Source organism: Cohnella hashimotonis, from assembly GCF_030014955.1.
GTDB classification, from domain to species: Bacteria; Bacillota; Bacilli; order Paenibacillales; family Paenibacillaceae; genus Cohnella; species Cohnella hashimotonis.
On record NZ_JAGRPV010000001.1, the window covers coordinates 3377814 to 3394440 of the forward strand.

The following is a 16627-nucleotide window of genomic DNA, read 5'->3' on the forward strand; positions in this document are numbered from 1 at the left end:
TTCCTGCCGCTAAGCGGCTGCCGCCTGTCGAGTTAGAGCAAGCGCTCGCGCAGCGCTTCGGCCGAATGCGGGGACAGGTGGCCGAGCGGAATGTCGAATACGGTTTTCGCGCCGGAAGCGCCTTCTTGCGACAATCGTGCGGCCGCCCGTGCATAGGCGACCAGGACGCTGGCGGTAAACTCGGGATTGCTGCCCAGCTTGAGGCCGAATTCGATCAATTGCTGCGTGCCTTCTCCCGTCACGCCGCTGCGGAGAACAAACCCGCCGTGCGGCATGCCGCTATGCTCCGCCTGCAGCTTCTCCTCGGTAATAAACTCGACCGTCGTCTCGTAGTCCGAGAAGTAGTTGGGCATTTCTTTGATCTCGCGTTCGATGGCAGCTGTGTCCGCTCCCTGCTCGGCAACGACATAGCACAGTCGCTCATGCTTTTCCCGCGTCGTCAGCTCCGGGTTTTCCCCGCTGCGTACGCTGGCGATCGCGCGTTCGACCGGGATCGTGTATTGGACGCCCGCTTTGACGCCGGGTACGCGCCTGATCGCATCCGAGTGACCTTGACTGACGCCTTTCCCCCAGAACGTATATTCCTTGCCCTGGGGCAGAATCGATTCAGCCAGCAAGCGGTTCATCGAAAACAGTCCGGGATCCCACCCCGTCGAAATGACGCTGACATTTCCGCCCTTGCGCGCCGCTTCGTCCACCGCTCGGTAAAACTCGGGAATTTTCGCGTGCGTATCGAAGCTGTCTACCGTATTGAAGCTTGCCGCAACAAGCGGGGTCTGCTCCGGCAGATCCGTCGCCGAGCCCCCGCACAGTATCATAACGTCGATCTCTCCGCGGAAGCGCTCGATATTCGAGATCGATTCGAATCTCGCATTAACGTTCGTGTCCGCCGACATGCGGGCTGCGTCGCGCCGCGTAAAAATCGCAACGAGCTCCATATCCTCGTTTTGTCCGATTGCCTTATGTACGCCGCGGCCCAGATTCCCGTAGCCGACGATTCCGACCCTGATTTTGGACGACATGATCGTTTCCCCCTTAGCGAATATCCACAAAAGTATAACTCACATGGGATGTAACTTGCAAAGCTTGATTTTTCAACCCTTGACGCTGACATCATTCTTTCATGTCTCCGACAAACTTGATACCCGCTCGATTGTGGACAAGCGCCAATTTTGTGCTATGATGAGACGAAGATCCCTCAACACAACTCGAATAGGAGAGATCAAGCTTGATCCAACTAAAGGAATTCCTCGATACCGAATATTCGCTCGCGGAAAAGAGAGCCAATGAATTTTTGGCCGGATTGGAAGAAGAACAGGTCGTTAACATTTTGTACGGTTCGTACGCCAAGTCGCAAACGCAAGGCGTCGTCCATCAACGCGCTTCGATTCTTGTGGTGTACAAAACGAAATAACCGGAATTCGGAAGCTTCGACCTTGCTGCCATACGCCGGCTCGATACGAAAACAGCCTTGGACGGCATACGATCCAAGGCTGTTTTCGATTGATCCGTCTGTTTATAAATGCCGGAGATCCATAGGAGACTTGCCTGCGATTTTGTAGTGCACATTTTGCCGTTATTAATCTATTTTGATATTGTAGATCTACACCTTCATCGAATTTCCACTATTAAACTTGATACCGTTATATGAGGGAGCTCTTAGAGGACAAATGCCATTGAAGCCCCGCAGCAGAAAAATCGTCGCGACAGCCGCCGTGCTCTATACCTTGCTAGTATTGTTTTTTATGTTTCTCGCGTTCAACAGAACAAACAGATTAAGCGACGGATTCACCTTCATGTTCGTGCCGGAAACCACGCCGCTGCGATTTCCCGAACCGACTTTTATGTGGTTGTTCAGTTTAGGCAATGTCGCTGCGTTCATGCCCTTCGGCATCATTATTCCTTATTTTTTTCGCTGGTCTTTTATGAAATTCGCCGCTTTTTTCTTGTTGGCGATTACGTTTTTGGAGACACTTCAGGCGCTGACGCGACTCGGTTCCTTCGATGTGGACGACATTATTGCCAATACGTTAGGCGCGTTTATCGGGTATGCGGCCTGGCGGGCCGGCTTGGCGTCCGGACGCCGAGCGCGTAAATGGATGGTGACGGTCTTAAGCGCGATCGCGCTGCTGGCCGGCGTCATGCTCGTATCGGAAGGCTGGGATGCGGCAATCAAAAAGAAGGAAGGTGTCTTTCAAGCCTTAAACGTTGCTGGAGAATCCGATGCCTTGGCCGGGAGCTTCTCCGCATTCACCGTAGGCGGAGAGTCCATTAAGCCTCAATATAATTCATACGTCGCCGGCTCAAGCTCAACATCAACCTATACGATCCATACGGGACATTTGAAGAACATTCATCTTTACGCAAATTACGGGATTCCGGATCGCTCGGCGCACGAAGGGCGCGTATCCATCTTCGCAGACGGTGCAATGTTCGCCGAATTCAGCGGCGAATACATATCCGGCATCGAAACGATCATGGTCCCTTTTAATCAGATTGACGAGCTTCGTATCGTCGTTGAAGGGAACGCGGTGCTCTGGGACATCGGCTATCGCAAAATGGAGCATTGGTGGGAGTAAACTGCTCCCGAGGAAATACAGCGAAAACGCAGCAAGGCTGTCGAGATTCTCCCTCGACAGCCTTGCTGCGTTTTCCGTTACTGGATCAGGAGGCATTTCAGGTGCGAACGTCGATGCCTCGCATTTTGTTCACGGCGACGAGCGCTCGCGCCTTCGCTTCTATTAACCCAGCGCTGCAAGCAGCGTGAGCGCCTCCTCATGATCGGGCTCAAGCTCGAGCGCCCGCTGCAGATACGCTCTCGCCTCGTCCTCCTGCCCCAACTCCAGGCTGCAGATCGCGAGGCAAAAATAAACGGTCGATACCGGATCGTCGTCGCCCTGCGCCGAGGCGTCCAGCAGCGGTTTGGCATCCTCGTACATGTCCATCTCGAACAGGATCAGGCCGGCGTCGAGAGCAAGGTCGTATCGTTGCGGCATGACGTAAAACGACGTCCACATTCGATGAATGCCGCTGCGCAAGTCCAGCTTCTCTTCGTCGTTCGCGTCCGCAAGCAGGCTGGAGATGCGCTTGGCCGTCTGAATGAACCATTCCGCATCGTACCCGCCGAGGCGCCAGAACGCGAGAATCTGCTGAAGTCGCAACGTCTCGATCTCGCGGTCGGCCAACAGCTTCAGGCTGAAGAAATCGTCGGGCCCGAACCGGGCCACGCTTTTGCGGTAGGCAAGTCTCGTATTCACATATTGCTTGGGCGACTCCAGCATGAGAATGCAAGCCACATTGATATTTTTATAATGGTGGTCGGTAAAAAGCGCTTCAGCCCCCCTGCTCTCGAACACGTGCTGAATCGCGTGGTAGTTTGCCGTCAAGGAGATGCTGCCGTGATGGACGAGCTGCGGCGGCTCCGCGAAGCGCCAGTTGTCCAGCCGGTGATCTCCCTTATCCGCCGTGATCATGGCAAAGCCTGCGCGCGACAGCTGCCCGAGCCGTTCCAGGCAACGCAAGCCGATCTCCGGAAATAGCACATGCGAATCTTCAAGCTCGCGCTGATACAGCGCGATTACATCGCGATACGGGTATCGCGCATCTTCGAATCGCGGCGCCCGCCGGTGCTCGTACGTCAGCGTCATCCGCCTGAGCTGCTCCGACAACGTCAATCCCGGCGCGGGCTCGGTCTGACCGACGACGACATCGCAGTCGTACACGAGGCCCTCTCCGATGTAGATGAGCTCCTGCGGAATGGCGTCGAAAAAGTAATTCGCGACGATAAGCAACGGCTGACGCAGCTGTCCGGGCGCGATCGTCTCGCCGGAGACGAGCAGCTTGAGCTCCGTATCGCGCTCGGCGTCGAAGGTCGCGAGGTCGAGCGCGCCTTGATCGATGAAGTTCGCCAAGGCCGGATGCCGGCGCCAGCCTTCCACGTTTTTAAGCGCGAGATCGGTCATGACGTAACGCAATGGCGGCAAAGCGATGCCCGCGTACGCCTTGAGAAGGGCAAGCTCATGCAGCACATGGTAAGCCAGGCGTCCCGCGCCGGCGCCCAGCTCGACGAGCGTTACGGTCTCCTCCGTCGCCCCTTGCGTCGCCCGGTCCTGCAAAAAGCCGAAGATCATCTCCGCATAGGCCGCTCCGATCATCGGATTGCTCGTAATATATTGGGGCACCTGGTCGTTATTCCAGGCCTTCAAGCCCAGCTGCTCGTAATATGCGCGCTGAAGCTCCCAGACCGGCGCTTCGCTGAATCTGTATTTCTGACTGTCCGTCGCTGCCATGCCTAAGCAACCTGCTTCCTTCTATTTTTTATGTCGCTGCGCCCGGATCAGATCCGTCGCAGCGCCGTTGGCAATTCCAGGTGATCGACCGGCAATCCCGGGAAGGCGTCGCGCAGCAGCTTGACGACCGTGCGCATGCCAAGCTCTTCGCTCTTTTGATGGCCCAGAATGATCATTGCCTTGTTCATCCCCATATCCGCCGCATCCCGGACGTATTCGTTGGTCTCCCATTCGTTGGTCTCGCCGGCGATCAGCAATTCGATGTCCCGCTCCCGCAGATACGCCATTTGCGAACGTCCGCCGGGCGCACCGACAGCGAAGCCGAAGCGGGTGACGGCAAGCTCCGGATCTCCGGCGACCATGACGCTATCGATTCCCAGCTTGCGCTTAATCTCATCCGCAATAGACCGGACGGTCCGACCGCCGTCTTCCGGCAGCGTAAGCATCAACGTTTTGTCGGGGTCGGCGTACGCTTCCCAGTCAAGGGCACGCAGCATGCCGTCGACAATACCGTCGGGCTTGTATTGATGAATATAATCGTGAAGCCGGAAAACCGCTACGCCGGACGACTCGATCAAGGCGCGCTTGCGTTCGTACACCGGGTCGCCGCTCAGCCAGTCCGTTTCGTCCAGGTGGTTGTAGTAGGTCGGTTCGTGCGTAATGATCAGATTGGCGCCTGATGCGATCGCGCGGCCGATGACTTCGTAGGTGGCCAGGAATACGACTGCGACCCCTCTCACCTCTTCTTCCGGATTTCCGTTTTTGAGCGTATCGACCGTGTCTTCCCGTTTGCCGACCGGCGCGATCAAAGCATCCAGCACCTGCCCCACCGTAATCGCCATGAATGCTCCCCTCCCCTATACGTCCTTTTCGATTCCGCATGTCTTGCTTTCTTTGGCATCGTACCATAGTCCGGCCGCGGTCTCCAAACCGAGGTTTCAACGATGGAATATGAATGGAGAGGTTTGTCCTTGCCGCGGTTAACGCATGCGAGACTGATCGAGTCCGTGGCTCGAGGCTGTCGTGATGATCAGCATCTGCTTCGCGATTTCTTCCTCCGTTTGCCGAAGCCCGTTTTGCAGCCAGTTCTTGTAAATGCCGATCGCGCCACCGATGATCCAATCGATATACAGGTCGTATTCGATGGCGGACGAGAGTGTGCCGGCTTTTCGAAACGTTTTATGCAGCGAAGCGCTCATCTGGTCGTGAAGCCGGTTGGACAGATCGGGCACCCCGTTGGTCAGCAGCATGATGCGATAAAATTCGGCGTGTTTTTTGATATGCCTGACCGAACTGCGAATCGTCCGGTAGAGCTCGTCGGACGAAGCGAACCCCTGCGCATCTCCGGGGCTGGCCTCGATGATGTCGCCATACTCGGAAAGCACGTCGTCGACGATCTCGTTGAGCAGTTCTTCTTTTGTGGAAAAGTGATCGTAGAAAGTCACTCTGTTGATGCTGGCCGCCCTCGCGATTTCGTTCGTCTTGATCAGGCTGAACGGCTTCTCCGACAACAGCTGCAGCAGCGCAGCTTTAAGCGCTTTGCGGGACCGGACGACCCTTGTATCGGACTCGTGCGCACGCGCCATCCGCATCGATTTCCCCTTTCGCGCGAGTGCGATATTTCCTTTTTTGCGGTTAGACTACACATTCGGGCAAAGTGTACGCCGTGAGCCTGTCCCGTTCGTTATTATTATAGGCGACACGATGTCGCCAAACAACATAGCCTACAATACACTTTCCGGAGGATGATTCGAATGAAGCTGCAGGACAAGTCAGTCGTCATAACGGGCGCCGCCTCGGGCATGGGCAAAGCGATGGCCTTGCTGTTCGCCCAAGAAGGCGCGAAGGTCGTCGTCGCCGACATCAACGCTGCGGCCGTCGACGCGGTCGTCGCCGAGATCGCGTCGACAGGCGGTCAGGCCAAAGGCGTCGTTGCCAACGTTTCCAAGGAAGATGACGTATCACGAATGATCGATACGGCCGTCGAGAGCTTCGGAAGCCTTGACGTTCTTGTCAACAATGCAGGCATCATGGACGGCATGATGTCCGCCGAAGCGGTTACCGACGAGATGTGGACGCGCGTGATGGACATCAACGTGACGGGCCCGCTGAGGGCGATTCGCAAAGCGCTGCCGATCATGAAGGCGCAGGGCAAAGGCGTCATCATCAACACCGCTTCCGTAGGCGGTCTGTTCGGCTCCCGCGCAGGCGCCGCGTATACGGCCTCCAAGCATGCCGTCATCGGCCTGACCAAAAATGTCGGCTTCCAATACGGCAAGCTCGGCATTCGCTGCAACGCGATCGCGCCAGGCGCCGTCGCGACGAATATCGGCATCGGCGGCTCGCAGCCCGATCCGTTCGGTCTCGAGCAAGCGATGGCCGGCATGGCGCTCCAGCGTACTGACGTCGGCGATCCGGCGGCGATCGCCTCAGTCGCGCTGTTTCTGGCCTCGGAAGACTCGGCGTTCGTCAACGGCACCGTCGTGACGGCGGACGGAGGATGGTCAGCTTACTGATTTTTGAACTTGCTGACGCTTCTGCTTATTATGAAGGCGTGAAAAGACGCTTTCTTCCCGCGCATGCCGGAAGGAAGCGTCTTTCCTTTGCTTTAATTCCCCGACGAATGGTCCGCAATCGATTCGATCGCCAGCTTCGTCTTTAAATAGGCGTCGTCGGCCGAAACGGCCTGGACCGTTAAGTTGCGGACGCCGGGTTCGAGCGCGGACGCCGACGAATGCGCGTACAGCGGATCGTAATAATGCGCAAGCAGCAGCTCGACCGCCGGCGCATAGCGCCCGGTTCTGAGGCAGCCGTCGATCTCTGCCGCGACAGGCGTATGGATGCGCTCGCGAATGCGGGAGAATGCATCGATACAGTCTTGCTCGTGCTTCCAAGGTTCATAATCGCGCAGGATTTGCGCGGCGCGGACCTCAACCGGAAGCTCAAGCGTAATTTGATAGCCGCGCGAGCGAGAGCTGTACAGCACGTCGGGAACGACGATCTTGCCGATCCGCTTGCTCTCGGCCTCGAAGAGAACGAATTGCTCGTCGCGGTATTCGAGCAGCGCATCGAGCAGCAGCGAATCGAACGTCTTCTGATTGTTCGGCCGCAGACCGATTCCGCCGAAGATCGAACCACGATGGCCCGCCATGCCCTCCAGATCAATGACGGGCCGGCCCTCCTGCTTAAGCCGCATCAGTATTTGCGTTTTACCCGAGCCGGTCGAACCCTGCAGGACGATAGGCGTCGGCGAGAAAGCGAGCGTCTCTAGCTGCTCGGTCACCCAACGGCGATAGGCGCGATAGCCGCCGGCGAGTCGCTGGCTGTAGATTCCCATGAGCGACAGTACGGTGGCCGTCGTCTTGCTGCGCATGCCGCCCCGCCAGCAGAATACGACTTTATCGCCCGGAATCGCGGAAAATTGTTTGATAAATGCAGGAAGCTTGGCCGAAACGAGCTCGAGCCCCCGTTCCTTGGCCGCGTCCGTGCCGACCTGCGTATAAATCGTGCCGACCTCCGCCCGTTCCGCGTCATCGAACAAAGGGATGTTGACGCTGCCTGGAATGGTGGCATTCGAAAATTCGCCTGGCGAGCGGACGTCGATCAGCGTGACGGGTTTGTCATGCCGCTTTTCGGAAAGCTCGGTCCATGGAATATCAGTGAACACGCTGTCACGCTCCTCCGTCAGACAACCATGATATGCCCAGGATGCTCGGCGACCGCCTCGCCGACGATGCTTGCTTCAACGCCGGCTGCGACCATCGCTTCGAGCAGCGCGTCCGCTTGATCGCCCGCCACGGCGATGAGCAAGCCGCCCGAGGTGACGGCGTCGCAGAGAACGAAGCGATCGGTTTGGTCCATCGCTTCGGGGAACGTAACGTGCGGCGACACATGCTCGAAATTCTTTTTCGTGCCGCCAGGCACGAGCCCGCTCTCCGCAAGCTCGCGCGCGCGAGGCAGGACCGGCACGTCGGCTTGACGGATCCGGATGCCGACACCGCTTCCTTTGGCCATCTCGAGCGCATGTCCAAGCAGCCCGAAGCCGGTAACGTCGGTGCAAGCGTCCACCGTATAAGCTGCCATCGTTTCGGCGGCTGTTTTGTTCAGCGTAGCCATCACTTGCGTCACCCGGGCAATCTCGCTTTCGCTCAGCCGATCGTTTTTGATCGACGTCGTGAGAATGCCGACGCCGATGGGCTTGGTCAACATCAGTTTGTTACCCGGTTTTGCGCCTGCATTCGTTTTCACGCGGTCCGGATGGATAATGCCGGTAACGGCGAGTCCGAACTTCGGCTCTTTGTCATCGATCGAATGACCGCCAACGAGCGTCGCCCCCGCTTCGCGAACTTTGTCTCCAGCGCCGCGCAGGATTTCGGCCAGTATTTGCTTGTCCAGCGTGTTGATCGGGAATGCAACGATATTTAATGCCGTTAATGGATTGCCGCCCATGGCGTAAATGTCGCTGATGGCATTGGCCGCGGCGATCTGGCCGAATGCATAGGGGTCGTCCACAATCGGCGTAAAAAAGTCGACGGTCTGCACGATCGCCAGTTCGTCGTTCAACTTGTATACGCCCGCGTCGTCGCTCGTATCGATACCGACCAGCAGATTAGGATCCAACGGCGCCGCCGGCAAGCTCCGGATCACCTCGGACAGATCGCCGGGGCCGATCTTGCAGCCGCAGCCTCCCTTGCTCGACAGCGAAGTCAATTTGATTTTTTCGTTTGCGCTCATCGTTCGAATCTCCTCCTGCGTTCAGTGACATTAAATACACACTTCCTTGAAGTCGTAAGCGGCTTCGATATTCGGGAATATCGCGCCGGCCTGGCCGATCAGCGCTTCGACGTCCTCGTCGGCGTATCGCGCGCTGATATGGCTGACGATCAGCCGCTTGGCCCCGGCCTGCGCGGCAGTCTCCGCCGCTTGGAGAAACGTCGAATGCCCGTACAGTGCCGCCTTCTCCTCCAGTCCGATGCCGAACGTTGCTTCATGGACGAGCACGTCTGCATGTTGGGCCAAAGTGGCAGCGCGCTCGCATTTGACCGTATCGCCTAATATCGTCACGATCCGTCCGTTGACGCATGGACCGACGGCCATGGACGCCCGGATGACGGAGCCATCCTGCAAAACGATGTCTTCGCCGCGCTTAAGCTTGCCGTACAGCGGCCCGGGCGGGACGCCGCGGCTCGTCAGATAAGCCAGATCAAGCTGGCCTGATCGCGGATGCTCCTCGATCCGATAACCGAAGCTGCGGACGCGATGCGTCAGCTCGCCGGCTTCGATCCTGAAGCGTCCGTCGTCGAACGCTTCTCCGTCTCCGTCAATCTCATGAATGCCGAGCTCGTAGTTCAAATGCGCTTCGCTGTAAAGCAGCACGCTCTCCACATACGCCCGCAGTCCGGGCGGTCCGTACAGCTCCAGCTTGTCCGCGCCTTCATAATACGTTCGGCTGCTTAAAATGCCGGGCAAGCCGTATAAATGATCGCCATGCATATGCGTGATAAAAATCCGGTTCAGCTTGCCGAGCTTGAGCTTGGATTTCAACAGCTGATGCTGCGTGCCCTCGCCGGCGTCAAACAGCCAAAATCGGTTTTGATCCTCGGGGAAAACGAGCGCGATCGACGATACGTTGCGACGCGCCGTCGGCCGGCCCGCGCTCGTGCCTAAAAATAACAGCTTCATGAACCGCACCTCGCTTGGTTTCGCCGGCGTCGGCAGGAATACGCTTTAGGATGCCAAATGACCGGGGCATAAATCCAATCCCCTCCTTGCGCGTTGGCCCTTTGCCATTTTCGGTTTGTTTATGTCGGATTCTGAGCAGACTCACAAGAACCGGCAACGGACTCGTCCAGGCCCGCATACATTTTGTGGAGCAGCGCATGCAGCGTATCGATCTCGCCAGCTGTCAAATGGGCGGTCAACAACCGATTGTAATCGTCCAATATCGCTTGCAGGGTCGGCTCGAAAGCGTTGGCAAGCTCGGTCGGGTATAGCCTGTACGAACGGCGGTCGTCCTCGTCCACCTTCCGGCTCACATACCCGGCTTCCTCAAGCTGCCGGATACAGCGTGTCGTCGTCGCCTTATCGAACTTCACTACGCTCGTCAGCTTATCCTGATTCATGCCCGGCGTCGTCAGGATCGCCTTTAGGTAACTGTGCTGCCCTCCGCTTCCGATGCCGTGCGGCTTCAGTTTTTCGGCCAGCTCCCGCTGTGCGATGCGGTTGATGAATGACATGAGCTTGCCCACCGTGTAAGGTCTCATGTCGGTCCTCCTTTTGGCGATGCAATCGAATATTTCTAGCTTAGCGCAATTAAGTTGCTGCCGCAACTAAAGTGAGTTAAACTAGGCTTGCGCAATTAGTTGCACTAGCAACCATAAGCTGGTTTCGAAAAAAGGAAGGTTGACATGCGATGACTTACCAGGACGATCCGATCATCCAGAAAAACCGTTGGCTCATTCTCATCATACTCAATTTGTTCACGTTCATGGCTACATTGGACGGCAGCATCGTCAATATTGCGCTTCCCGTCGTCTCCCGCGAGCTCCAGCTCCCCGTTGCGCAGACTGAATGGATCGTCACGGCCTATCTGATGACGATCTGCGCAGCCATTCTGTTTTTCGGAAAGCTCGGGGACATCATCGGCAAAATCAAAATATTCCGGCTGGGCATGATGATCTTTACGGCCGGTTCGCTATTGTGCGGCCTCAGCGACAGCTTGCCGGCGATCATCGCTTCGCGGCTCGTTCAAGCGCTGGGCGCGTCCATGACGATGGCGAACAGCCAGGGCATCGTAACGGACATCTTCCCCGGCAGCGAGCGAGGCAGGGCGTTAGGGCTGACCGGTACCTTCGTTTCCCTCGGCATTATCGCCGGTCCGAGCCTTGGCGGCCTCATTTTATCCGGACTCGGCTGGGAATATATTTTTTAGGTCAACGTTCCTGTCGGCCTTGCCGCACTGGCGATCGGGTGGCGGAAGCTTCCCCCCGACCTCACCAAGCTCAAAGTCAAGATCGATACAGTCGGCAGCGCGATGTTTACCCTCTTTATCTTGCTGCTGTTCGCCGGACTTCTGCTCGGGCAACAGTATGGGTACGGCAAACCATGGATCGTAGGTTCGCTAGCCGCAGCGTTGATCGTATTCGCTTTTTTTATCCGCTTCGAGAAAAGAACCGTTTCGCCGCTTCTGCAGCTGTCGATGTTTCGCAATCCGCTGTTTTCGTTAAGCATTGCTTGCGGTTTCCTCGTGTTCGTCTCCAATGCCTGCTTCAACATTATTGCTCCTTTTTACGTACAGGACATTCTAGGCCTGACGCCTTCCCAAGCAGGCTTGCTCATGATGCTGTTCCCGATCGTCATGGTCGTCGTCGCGCCGCTCAGCGGTGCCCTATCCGACAAGATCGGTTCCGAGCTGCTTACGTTTATTGGTCTTATCGTACTCATTGTCGCTCAACTAGGCATGGCCAGTCTCGACGATAGCAGTTCTGTAGCGCTTGCCGGCACCTGGATGGCGCTCCTAGGTCTCGGCAGCGGACTCTTCCAGTCGCCGAACAATTCGCTTGTCATGTCCAGGGTACCGAAGACGCAGCTCGGCATAGCCGGCAGCATTAATGCGCTCATACGCAACATCGGCATGGTCGCAGGCATCACGCTGGCGACAACGACGCTTTTCGGCGTCATGAGCGCAAGAGCCGGCAGTCGAATTAATGACTTCAACTCAGTGAGCCCCGATCTGTTCCTTGCCGGCATGCACGTCGTATTTCTGACGGCGGCGGCGATCTGCCTGGCAGGCGCCTTGTTGACCGGGTGGCGGCTCTGGTCCGCCAGGCGAAGTGCCCGCACGAAGCCGTTGAACGCATAATTCAAAGGGCTGTTTAGTATTTGGAGCGGACGCTTGCCTTGAGCCAATACGGCCCGCTAATGACCGCGCGCCCATGCGGTGATCGAACGGACAAATAAAACGACTGCGACCGCTCCCCGCCGATTGTCCTGTAGGCGATTTTCGTGAGGGCGCTAGAAAAGCACGATTCAAGCGACCACTCGACGACTTCCCCGGTCGGGCCGCCTTTGCGAAGAAGAATCTCAAGCTCGCCCATATCCCATGCGCCTGAATTGTCCCATCCAATTTCGATCCCGACCTTGATCTCGTCCGTCGATACAATATCCGTCAACTGTACCGCAGTCAAAACGACCTCATCCTGTACGGCAAATCGAGAAAAACTGTCTCTGGGCGCGCCGGTCTCTACGCAATGCTTCATCGCGATCCTCTCCAATAACTTAATAGCCGATCCTTTCAAAATATGTTTACGGCAAGTGTTTGGACATGGTCATGAGGGAGCGTCTGCTTTAGAAGCGGCGTTCTCACCCCTCTCTTTATCCATACCGTCCTGTCCGATTCGGCATTCATTGTAAGAAGAGGTCAGCGATTCAAAGGAGGAATCGGCATGCGGCTAGCCGAGATCAAGGGAGAATATGACGGGATTTTCAGTCTCGGTTGGCTGTGCCTCACAGCGATTCAGCTGGAGCGCAACGGACTGAGGCCATTTGCGGGGCCGCTCGATTGGGTCGCTTCCTACACGCTTCCGGATATCAGCCGTTTTCTGCGCAACCGCTGCGAGAGCTTCATGGATCGGGAGCATTTAAAGTTTGAAAACACGTTCGGCGGCACCCACCATCTCATCAGGGAGTCATTCTACAATGTGATATCCAACCACGACTTCTTCGCGCACCAGAACGATCCCTATAACCTAGAGATGTACGCTTATGTCAAGTCGAAGTACGACCATCTGCGAGCCAGGTTTTTGGAGCGGGCCGTCAACGGTAAACGCCTGCTTTTCGTAAGATGCGGGGGCACATTTGAAGAGGTCAAAGAACTGCGGGATACGCTGGACGATTTTGTCGCACACAATTACAATTTGCTTCATGTGAGCGAGACCGGCACGGCATCGCTAATAGAGACCGATTGGCCTCTCGAACGAGTTTGTTCGGTGGAGCTGCCGGGAGACCGCGAAGCCGTATGGAACGGCAATGACGGTTATTGGAGCCACATGCTGAGCGGAATCCGGTATCGTGAACCGGTTTAAACTAAAATAAGAGCATGGCGCATCTATCGCCATGCTCTCGATCTTTAGATTCCAATGCCGCCAGCGGCATCCTTGGTTGTCTCGTCCAACGAGGAAGCTGCCCTACGAATCGAGTTGTATGTCTGCCATACCCCATAGCTCGCTAGCAACATGAATGCCGGCATCAAATCAAGTCGATAGCGTGTCTGGATCTCGATCGCTAGGTGAGCGCCTGCGTATATAAGCAACAACAGGATATACAGCAGAGGTCCTCTATACATGCCAGCTCTCCATAATGCAAGCAACGCAAACAACGCAAACCCGCAAAACACGACATACTGCGGTCTTTCGGCCATGCTCAGAGATCGCTCTAGTTGGTAACGGCCCGTTCCGTCTAGGCTCCAGTAGGCGGACGAATCTCCGCTCCCCCACATTAGCGCTAGCTTCCTGCCCATCAAAAACAACACTTCCGTTTTGTTTTCAAGCCGCTCCTTGATCCGCAAAAGCTCCGCTTCATGCCTCTCCTCGCCGAACGCAAAACTGTTTGCATATTGCGCGTCCTCTATGTTCCATCCGCCGTTCGTCTTTGCATTCAGACCAACCATGAACTTCCAATACTTATCTCCGTCAGACAACGCTTGCTGCGTAACTCCCGCGTTCTGTAGCGACGTACTGGCAGCCCATTGAATGACGGCATAAATTCCGATCATGGCTAGCAGCATCCCTGCTTGCCTCCAGGCTTTTCGACGTCTTCCCTCGCGCAGCTTTTTCCACACTTCCAGCAAGGCGAACAGAACGATGCCCGATAAATAAACCACGCCTATCGGTCGAATCAGTTGACCAAGACCGATAGCGAGCCCAGCCCACAACCACGACAGCAGCGAACCCCTGCGCTTCAGCATCAACGAGCATCCAAGGAAAAACAAAAATACGGACAAATGTTGATTCGTTAGCACCGAGCACATCAAAATGTTCGGTAAATAAAACGCGTAGAAGCACGACGCTATTCTCCCACAGGTCTCATTAAACAATCGTGCGCCAGTAAAATACAAGATTACCGCGGTTCCCATATTAAAAATGGCGCCAATGACCTTCAATGCCAGTAAAGAATCGCCGAACAAGCGTATGATCGCAGCCTCGTACATCGTAAAACCAAATTGATAGGGAAAGCTCGTAAAATAAGCCGAATCCGCAAATCCGAAGCTGCCCGCTGCCGCCTCTTGCGCCGCGTTGTACATAAAAAGAAAATCCGAACGGGGCGGCGCATCGTTTAAAAAAATCCAACCGATCCGCAGACCCATACCGATCACAATAAACAAAACGAGAAACGTCTTGCTTCCCGGACGCCGATTCAATACATGAGCAATCAGCAACGCGACTAGCGCACAGCAAACAGTAGACGCAAGCGTCTGTCCAAACGAGCCATAAGCATCTACCGTAAAGACAAACGACGAAACAAATACCACAGCCATAAACAAGCTGCCTATCGTCAAAAACAGTCGCGCTCCATACATGCATGACACTCCCAATGGCACTTTCTTTTTTTATACCGATAGCGCCCATCTTCTATTGGAGTCTATCATAATAGCCTCGTGTTTAGAAATCGTTCTCCGTTTGGTATCTATCAACAGTTCCGCTAACCGCCGCCAACCCCCCTAAAGCCTATCTTCGCAAGACGCACAAATACCCCCTTTTCTAGCATTTACACGATATCCCCTTCGTTCAGGATGACAGGAAAAAAAGTTGAATGAATAAACGAAAGAATAAAATCAAAAAAATAAAATCAAAAGAATGAAATCAAAAGAATGAATACGAAAAATGAATACGAAAAATGAAAAGAAAATGAAAAAATGAAAGCAATCAAAGCAAAGCAAAACCAGACATAAAAGTGACACAGATAATAAAAGTAGTAAAAGAGAATGAACAAAATAAACATCTAGGGTAATCTTCATAAAAGAAGTTCCGAGAATTACTCTTAATACGAGACGTCCATAAACTGTTATAGTAACACCAGATAAACAAAAGCCTCCTGCGGTTATGATATACAGAGCGAACGAGATAGCTTTACTAAATAAGTGCGGCCTGTCCATCGGATGGCATGAACACCGAATCTCTTTCGCACGAGTTCCCGTTGTGTAATAGTTCTTGTACGGCTGCAAAGGGTCAGCAAAGCATTAAAACCCTCCGCACGCACGTTGACGCGAAAGCAGTATTCATCCAAATACGCCTGTAAATGCTTAGGCCCAATACCTCCGAACGTCCGTGCGAGCCAGCCGATCGCTCCGCGCCATACTGCCCCCAATTCCGACACTCCCTCGCGTCCCGATGCTTTGACGATTTCGATGTGCCGACTTCCTGTCCGATCTTCCGTTGTATGCCGCCATAAAAAGCTGCCGAACGAATCGACTTCGAATGTACGACGATTAAATGCCTTAGCAGACATTCTTTTTATTTTGACCTCCGCGAGCTCGCCGCTCTCCGCATCGATCGATGCCCCTGCGACCACAGGTTCCTCTCGGTATTCCAATGGATCCGCGGGCCGATTCGTCACCGGTCGTGCGTAAAAATCCCCCAGCAATTGCAAATTTCCTGCTAGCGGGCGCCCCTCGTCGTGTACTTGGATCGCAAACCGAAGCTTGTGATTGATCAGCCAGGCCGTTTTATATGTAACTTGAATTAGTTCCGCCAGCAATACAGCCGAGATGCCGGAATGCATTAAATGCATGGCGTGGAACCACTTTACGAGCGGTGTGCGGGTGCCTTGCAAAATCGTGCCGGAGGTAAGCGAGGTCTGATGGGAACATGAGCTGCACTCGAAGAGCCTGCGGCCGCGAGAAACGATCCGATAAAAGTCGAATCCCCCGCATCGCGGACAACGGAAACCGTCAGGCCATTTTGCACGAAAAAGGGCGATCTCGCAATCTTCCTCGCTAAAAGACGGTGTATGTTCGCACAAATTTTTCGAAGCGCTCATCCGCATTCCTCCAAACAAATGGGATCACATGTTCTCATTATAACATTTTATTTCCATTTCTCGCAAGGAAATTCGTACCCCTGTCTGAACGGGATAAGCTTGATCGGTCTGTGGGCCGTTAAATGAATTGCATTTCGTCATTTAACCCCCTGCAATCGCGTTCCTTGTGCAATTGCGTTTCCTGTGCAATCGCGTTCCCTGTGCAAAGGGGATATCGTTGTAATGTGAAAAAGGAGGAACGTGGGGTAAGCGGGGGTAGCTGAGGGCAAGGAGTTCGGGCGTAAATTCCTCGTTCATCCGGA

At 55.1% G+C, this 16627-nt stretch carries 15 protein-coding genes and 1 pseudogene; 5 read left to right on the forward strand and 11 right to left on the reverse strand.

What is annotated here, in order from left to right:
• Positions 1-32: 32 nt before the first annotated feature.
• A complete protein-coding gene (locus KB449_RS13505) occupies positions 33-1022 on the reverse strand; it encodes a diaminopimelate dehydrogenase (protein ID WP_282908882.1) in 990 nt (329 codons plus the stop codon).
• Between the two features lie 206 nt (positions 1023-1228).
• On the opposite strand from KB449_RS13505, the gene KB449_RS13510 reads away from it, so the two are divergent.
• Both KB449_RS13510 and KB449_RS13515 read left to right on the forward strand, forming a co-directional pair.
• On the forward strand, positions 1229-1414 hold the full coding sequence (locus KB449_RS13510; RefSeq protein ID WP_090115923.1) for a sporulation protein Cse60: 186 nt from the start codon (positions 1229-1231) through the stop codon (positions 1412-1414).
• A 256-nt stretch (positions 1415-1670) separates the two neighbouring features.
• Positions 1671-2579: a VanZ family protein gene (locus KB449_RS13515; protein WP_282908883.1), complete on the forward strand. Its 909-nt coding sequence runs from the start codon at positions 1671-1673 to the stop codon at positions 2577-2579.
• Between the two features lie 162 nt (positions 2580-2741).
• Here the strand turns inward: KB449_RS13515 and KB449_RS13520 are convergent, their stop codons facing one another.
• The 3 genes from KB449_RS13520 to KB449_RS13530 form a co-directional block, all read right to left on the reverse strand.
• Complete coding sequence (locus tag KB449_RS13520; RefSeq protein ID WP_282908884.1) at positions 2742-4289, reverse strand: tetratricopeptide repeat protein; 1548 nt, start codon at positions 4287-4289, stop codon at positions 2742-2744.
• A 47-nt stretch (positions 4290-4336) separates the two neighbouring features.
• The gene (locus KB449_RS13525; RefSeq protein ID WP_282908885.1) at positions 4337-5131 is read right to left on the reverse strand and encodes a Nif3-like dinuclear metal center hexameric protein; all 795 of its coding nucleotides are present in this window, start codon (positions 5129-5131) and stop codon (positions 4337-4339) included.
• Positions 5132-5269: 138 nt separating this feature from the next.
• Entirely contained in the window at positions 5270-5881 is a 612-nt protein-coding gene (locus KB449_RS13530; protein WP_282908886.1) for a TetR/AcrR family transcriptional regulator, read from the reverse strand.
• A gap of 162 nt (positions 5882-6043) precedes the next feature.
• Here KB449_RS13530 and KB449_RS13535 point away from each other — a divergent pair, with 162 nt between their 5' ends.
• Complete coding sequence (locus KB449_RS13535; protein WP_282908887.1) at positions 6044-6805, forward strand: glucose 1-dehydrogenase; 762 nt, start codon at positions 6044-6046, stop codon at positions 6803-6805.
• A 92-nt stretch (positions 6806-6897) separates the two neighbouring features.
• Here the strand turns inward: KB449_RS13535 and mnmH are convergent, their stop codons facing one another.
• From mnmH to KB449_RS13555, 4 genes are all read right to left on the reverse strand, one after another.
• Positions 6898-7956 (reverse strand): tRNA 2-selenouridine(34) synthase MnmH, encoded by a 1059-nt coding sequence (mnmH, locus tag KB449_RS13540; protein WP_282908888.1) that lies wholly within the window; start codon positions 7954-7956, stop codon positions 6898-6900.
• A 17-nt stretch (positions 7957-7973) separates the two neighbouring features.
• Positions 7974-9023, reverse strand: a complete 1050-nt coding sequence (selD, locus tag KB449_RS13545; RefSeq protein WP_282908889.1) for a selenide, water dikinase SelD — start codon at positions 9021-9023, stop codon at positions 7974-7976.
• Positions 9024-9053: 30 nt separating this feature from the next.
• Positions 9054-9971, reverse strand: a complete 918-nt coding sequence (rnz, locus tag KB449_RS13550) for a ribonuclease Z (RefSeq protein ID WP_282908890.1) — start codon at positions 9969-9971, stop codon at positions 9054-9056.
• 119 nt (positions 9972-10090) lie between these two features.
• Complete coding sequence (locus tag KB449_RS13555; RefSeq protein ID WP_282908891.1) at positions 10091-10552, reverse strand: MarR family winged helix-turn-helix transcriptional regulator; 462 nt, start codon at positions 10550-10552, stop codon at positions 10091-10093.
• A gap of 149 nt (positions 10553-10701) precedes the next feature.
• Here KB449_RS13555 and KB449_RS13560 point away from each other — a divergent pair.
• Positions 10702-12150 (forward strand): annotated as a pseudogene (locus KB449_RS13560) (MFS transporter).
• A gap of 13 nt (positions 12151-12163) precedes the next feature.
• Here KB449_RS13560 and KB449_RS13565 read toward each other — a convergent pair.
• Positions 12164-12547: a hypothetical protein gene (locus tag KB449_RS13565; protein ID WP_282908892.1), complete on the reverse strand. Its 384-nt coding sequence runs from the start codon at positions 12545-12547 to the stop codon at positions 12164-12166.
• A 186-nt stretch (positions 12548-12733) separates the two neighbouring features.
• Here KB449_RS13565 and KB449_RS13570 point away from each other — a divergent pair, with 186 nt between their 5' ends.
• Positions 12734-13372, forward strand: a complete 639-nt coding sequence (locus tag KB449_RS13570) for a DUF1796 family putative cysteine peptidase (protein ID WP_282908893.1) — start codon at positions 12734-12736, stop codon at positions 13370-13372.
• 44 nt (positions 13373-13416) lie between these two features.
• On the opposite strand, the gene KB449_RS13575 is transcribed toward KB449_RS13570, so the two are convergent.
• A complete protein-coding gene (locus tag KB449_RS13575) occupies positions 13417-14865 on the reverse strand; it encodes an ArnT family glycosyltransferase (RefSeq protein WP_282908894.1) in 1449 nt (482 codons plus the stop codon).
• 521 nt (positions 14866-15386) lie between these two features.
• Positions 15387-16325, reverse strand: coding sequence for a transposase (locus KB449_RS13580; protein ID WP_282908895.1), 939 nt, complete (start codon positions 16323-16325; stop codon positions 15387-15389).
• Positions 16326-16627: the final 302 nt, after the last annotated feature.